At 57.3% G+C, this 11802-nt stretch carries 9 protein-coding genes; 2 read left to right on the forward strand and 7 right to left on the reverse strand.

Annotated elements, in window-relative coordinates; translation table 11 throughout:
* Nucleotides 1–16 precede the first annotated feature (16 nt).
* Entirely contained in the window at nt 17–901 is an 885-nt protein-coding gene (locus MRBLMC3_RS11160) for an SDR family NAD(P)-dependent oxidoreductase (protein ID WP_363828666.1), read from the forward strand.
* 119 nt (nt 902–1020) lie between these two features.
* Here MRBLMC3_RS11160 and MRBLMC3_RS11165 read toward each other — a convergent pair whose 3' ends face one another.
* The 6 genes from MRBLMC3_RS11165 to MRBLMC3_RS11190 form a co-directional block, all read right to left on the reverse strand.
* Nucleotides 1021–1722 (reverse strand): nitroreductase, encoded by a 702-nt coding sequence (locus tag MRBLMC3_RS11165; protein ID WP_363828669.1) that lies wholly within the window; start codon nt 1720–1722, stop codon nt 1021–1023.
* 102 nt (nt 1723–1824) lie between these two features.
* On the reverse strand, nt 1825–3483 hold the full coding sequence (locus MRBLMC3_RS11170) for an AMP-binding protein (protein ID WP_363828671.1): 1659 nt from the start codon (nt 3481–3483) through the stop codon (nt 1825–1827).
* 11 nt (nt 3484–3494) lie between these two features.
* Nucleotides 3495–4292, reverse strand: a complete 798-nt coding sequence (locus tag MRBLMC3_RS11175) for an enoyl-CoA hydratase-related protein (protein WP_363828674.1) — start codon at nt 4290–4292, stop codon at nt 3495–3497.
* Between the two features lie 97 nt (nt 4293–4389).
* Complete coding sequence (locus MRBLMC3_RS11180; RefSeq protein WP_363828677.1) at nt 4390–5562, reverse strand: thiolase family protein; 1173 nt, start codon at nt 5560–5562, stop codon at nt 4390–4392.
* Nucleotides 5563–5590: 28 nt separating this feature from the next.
* Entirely contained in the window at nt 5591–6724 is a 1134-nt protein-coding gene (locus MRBLMC3_RS11185; protein ID WP_363828680.1) for an acyl-CoA dehydrogenase family protein, read from the reverse strand.
* 109 nt (nt 6725–6833) lie between these two features.
* Nucleotides 6834–7592 (reverse strand): short-chain dehydrogenase/reductase, encoded by a 759-nt coding sequence (locus MRBLMC3_RS11190; protein ID WP_363828683.1) that lies wholly within the window; start codon nt 7590–7592, stop codon nt 6834–6836.
* Nucleotides 7593–7768: 176 nt separating this feature from the next.
* On the opposite strand from MRBLMC3_RS11190, the gene MRBLMC3_RS11195 reads away from it, so the two are divergent.
* Nucleotides 7769–8563, forward strand: coding sequence for an SDR family NAD(P)-dependent oxidoreductase (locus tag MRBLMC3_RS11195; protein WP_363828686.1), 795 nt, complete (start codon nt 7769–7771; stop codon nt 8561–8563).
* Nucleotides 8564–8916: 353 nt separating this feature from the next.
* Here MRBLMC3_RS11195 and MRBLMC3_RS11200 read toward each other — a convergent pair whose 3' ends face one another.
* The gene (locus tag MRBLMC3_RS11200; protein ID WP_363828689.1) at nt 8917–11343 is read right to left on the reverse strand and encodes a TonB-dependent receptor; all 2427 of its coding nucleotides are present in this window, start codon (nt 11341–11343) and stop codon (nt 8917–8919) included.
* Nucleotides 11344–11802: the final 459 nt, after the last annotated feature.

Consider the following 11802-nt stretch of genomic DNA (forward strand, 5'->3'; position numbering starts at 1 on the left):
GACAAGAGGATGGAACATGGAACGTCAGCACGAACTTGATCTGACAGGAAAAATCGCAATCGTGACCGGTGCGAGCCGCGGGGTCGGCCGGCAGGTCTCGCTTGATCTGACACGGCGCGGCGTCAAGGTGGCATTGGTTGCACGCACGATTGATCGCGATCCGGATCTGCCGGGCAGCCTTGGCGCGACGGCGCGATTGATCGAGAAAGCCGGCGGGGAGGCGCTGATTGTGCAGGCCGATCTTGCTCGGCGGGCCGACCTGAAGCGGATAGTCGATGAAACTGTAGCCCGATTTGGCGGGGTTGATATCCTGGTGAATAACGCCGCATCCACGGTGGGCTCGGTTTGGTCGAAGCCATTTCTGGACATCAGCTTCGAAGAATGGTCGCGCGATTTCGACGTCAATCTCCACGCACCGTTCATCCTGATGCAACTTGCAACCCCGATCATGGCCGCTCGCGGTGGTGGGCGAATCATCAACATCACCACCGGTTCCGCCGAAGCGCATCGCCGGGTAGAAGAAGAAGTACCGGCGGCCACGTCATTCGGATTCAGTGGGACCACGCCCAGTTACTTCGCCAGCAAGCGCGCGCTGGATCGACTTTCCAATGTCATTGCGCCCGAATTGCGGGCACAAAATGTGTTTGTCATCGGTCTGCATCCCGGCTGGGTAGCATCCGAAGTGGTTTCGGCACGATTGGCGTCCAGGGGTTTTGTTCCGAAAGAAGGCGAGCCGCGTCCAATCGATACGGTCATCCCGTCCCGGATGATCATCTATTTCGTCGCATGCGCTGATCCGGAAGAATATACGGGGCGCTTGTTCGTGGCGGAGCGCGAAATGAAAGCACTGGGCATCAGCCGCGCCGAATTGGGTGATCCAGCGCTGGCCGCGCCAGCATAGCCTTGGAAATGTAGTTGCAATAGATATTCTACAGGCTCTGCAGACTTCAGCGAGCCTTCGAAACGCGACTGCTTGGCGTCAACCGGCCGCGAAGCCTGAATCGTCATGATCTCGCTGGATCAGCCATGGAAGCTGGTAGTTTCCTCGAGGGGACTACGCCCTGTCCGCGCGGCGTTGGCGGGGACGGACATGTCTTCAAATCCGAAGGATATGCCATAGAGCAGTCGCTGGTCCGGTCCAATTCCCAGTTCCGATCGCACGATATCAGGATAATAGCCCAAGGCTCCCTGAGGACAGGACGCAATGCCGAGCGCCGTCAACCCAAGCATCAGCGTCTGAGCGTAGAGCCCACAGTCAGCGATTTCACGCGACAGCGCCCAGTCGGGCACGAAGAGAAAGGCAGCGTGCGGCGCGTCGAAAAATCCGAAATTACGCAGCGCGGCATGATTGCGTGCTGACCGGTCGTCGCGGGCGATGCCCATTGCAGCATAAAGTTGGCGGGCGCTATCCACCTGCCTGTCGCGATAAATACCGGGGTAGGTCAACAGCCCCGAAAAATCCGGCTCAGCGGCGATTCCAGCCGACACCGCTTCCACAAACGCGTGGCGGATACGCGCCAGAGGCTTGCCGCTCACGACATGCACCAACCATGGTTGCACGTTGCAGTTTGACGGCGCTGAAAGTGCAAGCTCCAGAGCGCGCCGTTGGATCGACATCGGCACCGGGTCGGATAGGAAGCCGCGCACCGACCGGCGGCCTCGCGCAATCCGTTCGAGTGCTTCAAAATCGCCCTGTTCCCTTTCGTTCATCGCACCGTCCATGACCGTGAAGTCTCCTTCCGCTCGCTGCCTCCCCTCAGCGTCGCTCTGGCTCCTTTTCGTCCGCGAACCAAGTGTGTCGCCTTTGTGGCGACGCGGACCGCCTCATACCCCCTGCTGCAGTTCAGCTTTCAGCTTTTCAGTCACAAGCGCCGTCAATTCTCGCTTCAGCGTCTTGCCCCCAGCCGATCTCGGAAACTCCTGCATGATTTCGAGCCGCTCAGGCAATTGCCATGTCGCGAGGCCCTCGCCACGCAGGAAGTCCAGCAATCCCGCCAGTTCCAGTCCCGCTCCCGGCCTTGCTATGACAAATGCACAGGCCCGCTCGCCCAGCACAGGATCCGGCATTGCCGCGACCGCTACGTCCTGGACGTCGGCATGCTTGATCAACGCCTCTTCGATCAAAAGGGGCGAAACATTACGACCGCCCCGGAGGATCATGTCCTTTATCCGCCCAACAATCTTCAGGTAACCGTCTTCGTCAAATTGCCCAAGATCGCCGCTTTTGTAGAAATGATCCTGCGTAAATACAGATCTGGTCTGATCATCGGCCCCTAAATATCCCCATGACTTGTCAGCACCACGCCAGGTCACTTCACCGACGGTGCCCGCTGGCAGTGCGTTACCGTCCGAATCGCGAATTTCGCATTCGCAACCCGCAACGATGCGACCGACAGTGCCGAGCCTTTTCTCCCGCGGATCATCGGCAGTCGTCAGCGTGGGCGTCCCGGCATCTGTCGCTCCATAAATGCTCTGGATCACAGCGCCCGTCAGTTCCTCGACCTCTCGCGCCGCTTCATAGGGAAGCGGAGCGCCGGCATTGGTGATCACTCGCAGGTTATGAAAATCACCCTTTGGCCTGGATCGGAATGTGGGCAACAGCTTGATGAGCTGAGCCGGAATCGCGGTCGCGTAGGTGCAGTTTTCCCTGACCATCAAATCCGCCGCATCTTCAGGATTGCTCCAATGGGGGAGCATTACCGACGTGCCGCCGTTCAGCAGGGGCATGAGGACAGGATAGACATATCCGGTCGCTCCGGTTCCGGCGGGCGCAAGGGCGGCCGCCACGTCGGTTTCCACAAAACGGGCGCCATCTCTGGCGGCATTCAGCATGGCCTGAAGATCGTTGCTCGAATAGCGGCTGATCTTCGAGATTGCTGTTGTCCCCCCTGACAGCATCAGCGCCGCGGGATAGTCCGGATCAGGCCGGAGCGATGCAATCTGCTTTGTGCCTAACGGTTCAGCCGCAACAAGCATTTCGAAGGGTTTTATCCCATCTCCCGCGCTTTCGCCGATAACAAAATGTGTCTTCAGGTCAGGAAGATCGGGCCTCAGATCCCTGATCATCTGCACATAATCGAAGTCGCGATATAGATGCCGCGAGATAACCACCTTCACCTTGGCCTGCGCCAGCAAGTGCCCGACTTCCAGGGCACGCCAGCTGTCATGCAGCGGCATGTACAACATACCCACCATATTGCACGCGAGATGCAGAACGGGAATCTCGTAACTATTGGGCAGTTGACCGGCGATCACATCGCCGGGTTCGAGGCCCTCGGCCAGCAAGCCATTGGCCACGCTCAGTACGTCTCGCTGAAGCTGTCGGTAAGTCGCACGCCGGCCATCCACGACAATCGCCAGCTTGTCCGCAAACCGTTCAGCCTGCGCAAGAAAGCGCTCGCTTAGAGTGACGTCCTGCCACAACCCTGCGGCACGATATTGCCTGGCCTTTTCCGGGGACGTGAGAGGAAGTTCCATAGTCATCTGTCTGGCTCCTAGCGATAAGGAGAGAAGTCTGGCCTGCGCTTTTCAATGAAGGCACGTCCTCCCTCTTCCTGTTCTCCGGTTTCAAAAAAGTTGGGCGCCACCTCCGTCACCACGTCAGAAACGTTTTTGCCCATATATGGCAGCATGTGATCCTTGAAGGATGACTTGACTGTCTTGAGCGCCGTAGGGCTGAGAGCGAGCAATTCATCGCACCACTTCCTGACTTCGGCGTCGAGTTGTTCTGCGGGAACAACCGCGTTGACCAGTCCCCATTCGAGCATTTGCGCGGCCGTATAGCGCCGGCACAGCATCCACATCTCTCTTGCACGCTTATGGCCTATGATGCTGGCGAGATGCGAGACGACATATCCTCCCGCAGGCGACGCCACGCGGGGGCCGTTCTGCCCGAAAATGGAGTCTTCCGAAGCGATCGTGAAATCGCAGAAATAGTGGAGATGATGGCCACCCCCCACTGCATATCCCTTCACCCGCGCGATGACCGGCTTCAGGCAGGAAATAATATCTTCGCCCAGCTTCCAGTCATGTCCCTTCAAACCGCCTTCAACTTCCCACTCGATGTCCCCACCAGCGCTGAACGCCTTGTCCCCTGCCCCCGTCAGCACGATGACCCCGACCGCGCGATCCTCGCCGGCACGCGCGACCGCATCGCGCAGCTCGTCGATCGTATGCCCGTTGAATGCGTTCAGCTTTTTCGGTCGATTTATGGCGATCGTGGCAACACTGTCCGCAACATTGTAAAGAATATCGCTATAGCTGCCGGCTTCATCTGCTTTATCATCGTTCATTGCGCTGTCCTACTCGCTCGAACGGACCAGCAATCCGACGCCAGATGCGCCCGGAACCGGCCGGCCCTCTTCCCGTTTTGTCGCACTGCCGGCCTGGCTAAGCCTCACAGCGCTCGATAATCGTCGCCGTCGCCAACCCGCCGGCGCAACAGATGCTCTGAAGGCCAAACCTGCCGCCGCGACGTTCAAGCGCGTTGAGCAAGCTTGTCATGATCCGCGCGCCCGAAGCTCCCAAAGGATGGCCCAGAGCGATTGCGCCTCCGTTCACATTCAGGCGATCGTGACCGACGTCATGTTCCTTCATCCAGGCCATCGGCACGGTCGCAAACGCCTCATTGACTTCGAAAAGATCGATATCTGAAAGGCTCAACCCGCTGCGCTCCAAAATCCTGCTCGTCGCGGCGACAGGTCCGGTCAACATGAGTTCGGGGTCCGAACCGACCACCGTGATGGCCCGAATCCGGGCGCGGACCTTCAATCCCCATCGATCGGCAGCAGCTTGCGAGGCCAGCAGAACGGCCGCTGCGCCATCGCAAATCTGGGAAGAATTTCCAGCCGTCACCCGTCCATCGTCACGGAAGCTGGTTTTCAATGTTGCCAGCTTTTCCCGGCTCGTGTCCCGGCGGATGGTTTCGTCGACCAAGACTGTGTCAGTGGCTTCCAAGTCTCGTTCGACATATTCGGCAAGATTAACCGGATTGATTTCGCCATCGAAGTCGCCACGATCAGCTGCGGCGGCCGCGCGCCGGTGGCTTTCAATGGCGAAATCATCAATCTGATCGCGCGTGAATCCGTAACGGTCAGCAATCTTCTCGGCAGCCTCACCCTGCGATGTCAGATTAAAACGATCTGTCAATCTCCAGCCAAACACGTCTCCATGCAGCGCACGGTTGCTGCCCATGGGAACCCGCGTCATATTCTCCGCGCCGCCCGCAACGACGATGTCAGCCAGGCCGCTGGCGATTTCGCCTACTGCCGTGTGAATCGCGGCCTCGGACGCTCCACATTTGCGATCGACTGTCATGCCCGGGATATGCTCTGGCCATCCGGCGCTGAGCAGCGCCGTCCGCGCAATATTCCCGCATTGTTCCCCAATCTGGGTAACGCAGCCGAACACAACATCGTCGACATGATCCGTCGAAAGGCCATTCCGATCAACGATCGCACGCAGGACATTCGCCCCCAGATGATCGGCGCGCACGCCGGAGAACGATCCCCGAAAACGGCCGATCGGGGTCCGAATGGCATCAACTATCACTATTCCCGTCATATAGCTTCACCTTGAACAGGCCCGCATGTCAAAGCGTGCGTGCTATGATCTCGCGCATGATTTCTGACGTTCCGGCGTAAATGCGCATGACACGGGCGTCGCGCCAGGCGCGACTGACGACGAATTCGTTCATAAAGCCATAGCCGCCGTGCAGTTGGACCAGGTCATCGAGGATCCGGTTTTGCATCTCGGCTCCCATCAACTTGGCCATGGCTGCGCGATCCGCGCTGAGTTCGCCACGCAAAAACTCCGCAAGGCAGTCATCCACGAAAGCCCGCAGCATCTCCAGCTGGGCACGCGCATCGGCCAGCTTGAATTTGGTATTCTGAAACGAAAACAGTGGAGCTCCAAATGCGCTTCGGTCCTTCGTATATTCGACCGTCCGCTCCAACATGGCCTCGATCGAGGCAGCCGCGCGGATCGGCACGATCATCCTTTCCTGCGGCAATTCGGACATCATGTAGGAGAAGCCCAGATTTTCCTGGCCGAGCAGATAATGTGCCGGGACGCGAACATCTTCAAAGAACAGTTCGGCAGTATCCTGCGCAAGGAGACCGATCTTGTCGAGTTTCCTGCCCTTCGTGAAGCCCGGCGTACCTTCCGGAACCACGATCAGCGATACGCCCTTGCGACCCGCGGAGGGATCAGTCTTGCAAGCAAGAATGATCAGACCACAATTTATACCATTGGTAATGAAGGTCTTTGAACCGTTGATGACATATTCGTCGCCCTCGCGACTGGCCGTCGTCCTTATGGCCTTTACGTCGCTCCCGGTTCCGGGCTCCGTCATGCCCAGGGCACCGATAGCTTCTCCCGCGATCAGCCGCGGCATCCACTCCTGCTTCAGTTCTTCCGTGCCGAACTTCGTAATATAGGGAGTAACCACGTCGCTGTGCATGGAGAAGCCGAGCCCAGTCGCGTTCTCCCGGGCAAGCTCCTCTATCATCACAGCGGCAAAGCCGAAGTCACCTCCAGCACCGCCATATTCTTCGGGAGCCATGGGGCATAGCAATCCCCACCTGCCGGCTTCGCGCCACACTTCGCGCGGTACCAGGCCTTGCTTCTCCCATTCAAGATGATGCGGCACAACATGTTGTTCGAGAAAAGCGCGAACTGCATCCCGAAACATCTCGTGCTCGGCGGTAAATACAGTCCGTGCCAAGTCACTCTCCAAATCCCAGATTTAATTCACAACCTGCATATATCCCATGGCGGCTTGATGACGGGGTCCGTCATCTATTCAGCGCCGCCCTCCATGGGCGCAGTCTTGATCAGACATAGCCCCCGTCAATCGTCAGTATCGTTCCGGAAGTGTAACCGGATAGAGGTGAAGCCAAAAAGGCCACAGCGTCGCCGATTTCCTCCGCCTTCGCGGCCCGACCGAACGGCAGGTGGGAAAAGAGTTCTTCCCATCGATCGGCGCTGCCGAGTTCTCGCTCCGCTCTTGCCTGCATCATCATCTTGACGCGATCGGTCTGAACAAATCCGGGATTGATGCCAACGACCCGAACACCGTCGTGGAAAGATGCGCGACCCATGGCTTTGACGAACCCCATGAGCGCCGCATTTCCTGCCGACCCGGCAATATATTCAGGAGGAAAACGTTCTCCTCCTGCGCCGATGACGTTGATGATGACGCCCTGGCGTTCGGCAAGTTTCTTATAAAGCTTCTGAGTCAGCGCGAAGTAGCCAAAGACCTTCAGATCCCACGCCGACCTCCAACGCTGCATGTCGATCTCTTGCAAGGACCCCGGAGGAATCGCGCCGGCATTGTTCACCAGGATGTCCACTGCACCGCATTGCGTAACCAAGGCATCCTGATCGGCCTCACGGCTGAGATCGCAGGCAATGCCGTCGGCCGTGATACCAGCGAACCTCAGTTCCTGAACGGCCCGATCAAGCACGTCGCCATCCCGTGCCGCGATCACAACTTCGCACCCTTCCTTACCGAGGGAGAAGGCAGCAGCGAGGCCGATTCCCTTCGACGCTCCGGTAATCAGCGCCCTCTTGCCCGCCAGCCTCAGATCCATCTGCGCATCCCTATCCCATCAAGTTCTTGGTCGGGCAGTGCCGCGTGACCACGTCTCGCCGATTGTCACCTGCCATCTTCGTAGATCGACAATAAGGCATTTATAATCTAGCACAAGCGTTCTAACTTGCTTTCTCAATTTTTGACGAGGAGAGATTCATGAAGCTCGATGGAAGAGTGGCGATCATCACCGGCACCAGCCCGAATATCGGCGGAGGTATCGCAGAAGCGCTGGCAGCGGCCGGCGCGTCCATCGTCGCGGTCGACGCCCAGCAACAGAATGCCGACGGTTGCGCCAACGCGATCAGGGCAGCCGGTGGATCGGCCATCGGGATCGTTTGCGACGTCACGGACGATGCAGCCGTCAAGGCAGCCGTTGACAAGGCAATGGAAACCTACGGTCGCGTCGATATCCTCGTCAACAACGCGGCCTATTTCCACGAACGAACCGTCGCTGAGATGGAATTGCCCGGCTGGCGCAGGGTGATCTCCGTCATTTTGGACGGATCATTTCTCTTTACGAAATATGCCACCGCCAAGATGCTGGAGGGCGACCGAGGCGGCGTTGTCATCAACGTGATCTCGACCACGGGTCACCAGGGTGCTCCCGGCAATATTGCCTATGCTACCGCCAAGGCCGGAATGCTGAATTTCACGCAAAGTGCAGCGATGGAGTTCGCCGCCCAGAATATCCGGGTCGTCAGCCTGACGCCCACTGCGACCAGTTTTGAAGAGAAGCCTGCCCGAGCCAAGCGTTGGAACGTCGATGTCGGTTCGATGGATCACGTCGGCCCCATGAGCCAGAAATACGCTAAGCGCATCCCCCTGCAGCGGTTGCCGAACGCGAGTGATTACGGTGCCGCAGCCGTCTTTCTGGCATCAGACGACGCATCGATGATCACGGGCATCGACCTGCGCGTCGATGGCGGCGCCGTTGCCCGCTATTGGGCGTGGGATCCTAGCAATCCCTGAACCTTCGCCTTGCCTTCGCATGTCATCATTGGTCGATATTGCCCGAAGCGCGATAGATTGAAATTTTCCGCTGACGGCTTGCTGGTGGTGAGGAATATCCCTGGCCATCATCAGGTCAACTCCGCCCCGTCATGATGGACATAGCGCGTTAGCAACGCGACCTTGAGCGCGCGCCATTAAGTCAGACGCAGGTTCGATGCTGCAAACAATTGTTTTCGCTTGTCCAACGCGAAAAACCGCCGCAGGCATGTGCGACGGCCAATCCGGTAACGTCGGTTCGCGAACGCTTTCCAGTCGCAATGAAAAGACCCCGCATCGCCGATGCGGGGTCAAACAGCCTTACAAGATGGCTATCAAAACTCTGAGGGTCTCAGCGTTATCCGAAGCCAGATTTCCCGTCCCCTGGAAACCGACCCCTCATAATCCGCCAAAGTGCCCACTGTGGTACCGGTGCCGCCGCCAGTACCCGGGGACTGGAACCCAACGTTGAGGAACTGCTTGTTGGTCAAATTGCGGCCAATGATCGCAAATTCCATGCTCTTCGATTTCGAAGCAAAGGTCAGGCTCGAGTCCAGGAGAAAACGCTTCGGGGTTATGCCAATCGGGCTCAGTTCCTGGGACACATATTGACTGGATGTATAGACGCCGTTGGCATTGAACGTTGCATTCCAATCATCCGCGATCGGCATTTCGTAGCTCATTCCAACGCTGCCGCTGAACTTCGGCGCACGCGGCAGAGGTCGTCCCAGGAACTGCTGCGTGTTGCCAGCGCCTACGCAACCCGCTGCTATGGTCTGCCCGGTATAGCATGGCCCGAAAAAGCTGGAGGCGTAACGGGCCGAATTATAGGCGACGGACCCCGTCAATGAAAGCCCGGGTAGAGCATTGGGCGAAAAGGTGAAATCGCCCTCCAGTCCCTTAATACGCGCAGATGACGCGTTCAGTATGGAGAGTGTGACGGCGATCGGATCAAGGCGGCTGAGCTGAAGATCCTTATAAAGGTAGGAATATGCCGCCAGATTCACACGAAGTTGTCGGTCGAGCAGCAAGGTTTTCAACCCAATCTCGAAGCCCTTCGCTTTTTCGGGAGCGTAACTGTTGTCGATCGAGGTCACTGCGGGATTGGCAAGCGGCGCGTTGAACGCTGTCGCGCTGATGTTGTAGGATCCAGCCTTGAACCCTTCCTTGTACGATCCGAAGAGGTTGAAGAAAGGACTCGGCTTGTAGGCCAGCGTCAACTCTGGCGACCAGTTGCTGAACGTGCGGGAAGGTCTTGTGAACTTGTTCGGGAGGCCGTTGGGAGGCGTGATGTCCTGACTCTTCTTGTCCTGAGAATATCTCACACCCGCCGACAAGCTGACCGCATCGATGATATCCCAGCCCATCTGACCGAAGACGGAATATGTTTTGCCCTCGATCGGGAAATACCAGACCGGCGTAAGTGGAACGATGACGGGAGCGGCGCGGGTGCCGGCATTCCTTACAACCTGCTGCTCGAAATTCAGGCTGTCATCCTGATAGAATCCACCGAGCATCAAGTTAATCGGCGAATCGGGGCTATTGTAGGTAAGCCGAAGCTCCTCGCTGAATGTATGCTTTTTAAATCGTCCCTGATCACCCAGGAAAAACGGCCTACCCGACGATGTTGAATCCAATGCGCTTTGCCGGATACTGTAGAATCCCGTTACCGAATTCAGTGTGACGAAATCATTTATTTTATATTCGACGTCACCGGAAACCAGAAATTGGGTCGCCTTGTAATAGGATGTGTCCGAATCCCAGCGGGGATTGCCTGTTGCGGCCCGGGCAAGGGCAGAAGGAATGCGAGCTAATGAAATCCTGTTGTCGGCCTCGCAATCACCAATGCCCGGCAATGAAGCTGTGCCGGCGGGAACCCCGGCGGGACAGCCAACCTTCTGGTTTGTTCCATAGCCACCATTTTCGTGCACATGATGATAGGTGCCGCGAAGCTTGACCGTCAATTGATCGTCCGGCTGCCAGTTCAGGCTTAGACGGGTCGCTTCCTCGTCGGTCCCAGGTGCATATCTGGACGAAGGGTCAGGATCGGTGTTGCGGAAATAGCCCCGCTGCCGCGAGAAGCGCCCGGCAAGGCGCATGTTGAGAGTATCGGTGACGGGACCGGAGACATATCCTTCGAGATCCACCTGCCTGGCGTTGAATTCATAAGCTCCGCTGATTTGCGCCTTGAATACATCGGTAGGCTCAGCGCTGCGGATGGATATGATGCCGCCACTGGAATTTTTGCCGAAAAACAAGGCTTGTGGACCTTTGAGGATCTCCACCTGACCAATGTCAAATGCCGAAATGCGCAACACCGACCCGTAACTGACCGGCACGCCATCGATATTGATTGTAACGGCACCCTCAGCACCAGGATTGGATGTCGGACTGGAAACACCGCGAAGTGCCAGAATGCCGCCATAGGACCCATTGGCAGCACCTATGGAAAGCTGAGGAGTAAGCTTGGCGACATCAACAAGGTTTGTCACGTTGAAGCGCGCCAGTTGCTCGCCCGAATAAGCGCTGAGCACGACTGGTGTTTGCAGCGATGTCTCGCTGCGACGTCGCGCGGTGACAATAATGTCGTGAGCATCTGCAATATCACGAGCATCCGGTGAGTTCTGCTGAACCTCGTTTTGCTTCGAACCTTGCGAATCTGCCACGGCAGAATCTGATACCGCCGTCTCTGCAAAGGCAGGCGCCGCGAGTAGTGAAAGCGCCAATATTTCCAAGCTGACGGTTCCGATCTTTCCTTTCAAAAGTCCTCTCCCCATTAATTTATCGTCCTGTCGTCGAACTTGTCGTTCGCGATCATGATCGAATCACATCGAAAGCGACCGCCGGCTTGAACCTTCAAGCCGGTCCAAAAGATAACGCCCGGTCAAATCCACAATACGCACACATCATCATAAGAACAAGTGTATTAGACGTTGACAAGGAGTTTTGTTTTCCCATCTCCGTGGAAAAGGGGCGCATGCGCTGGATTCGGTATGCCTACGGAGGCGGACAGGCCTTTTTGAAAGTGAGGTGCACCTCTTTCGGCGAGTGCCGCTGCGGCCGCTACATGGACCTTGTCAGGCTTCTCCTCATCCATCAGCTGATCAGGCAAACCACATGCATCTCCCGTCCCAGCAGGTTCACGCCTTAAGGTAACAAGCCACATTGAAGACATGACCGAGACAGATCATAATATCTAGTTCATTTGTCCTATATTGAGG

It is taken from the genome of Sphingobium sp. LMC3-1-1.1 (assembly GCF_040676285.1).
In the GTDB taxonomy this organism is placed as follows: Bacteria; Pseudomonadota; Alphaproteobacteria; order Sphingomonadales; family Sphingomonadaceae; genus Sphingobium.

Excerpts from the sequence above, each read along its gene's own strand:
- MRBLMC3_RS11170 (WP_363828671.1), bottom strand. The coding sequence starts at position 3,483 with ATGACTATGGAACTTCCTCTCACGTCCCCGGAAAAGGCCAGGCAATAT.
- MRBLMC3_RS11165 (WP_363828669.1), bottom strand. The coding sequence starts at position 1,722 with ATGGACGGTGCGATGAACGAAAGGGAACAGGGCGATTTTGAAGCACTC.
- MRBLMC3_RS11180 (WP_363828677.1), bottom strand. The coding sequence starts at position 5,562 with ATGACGGGAATAGTGATAGTTGATGCCATTCGGACCCCGATCGGCCGT.
- MRBLMC3_RS11160 (WP_363828666.1), top strand. The coding sequence starts at position 17 with ATGGAACGTCAGCACGAACTTGATCTGACAGGAAAAATCGCAATCGTG.
- MRBLMC3_RS11190 (WP_363828683.1), bottom strand. The coding sequence starts at position 7,592 with ATGGATCTGAGGCTGGCGGGCAAGAGGGCGCTGATTACCGGAGCGTCG.
- MRBLMC3_RS11175 (WP_363828674.1), bottom strand. The coding sequence starts at position 4,292 with ATGAACGATGATAAAGCAGATGAAGCCGGCAGCTATAGCGATATTCTT.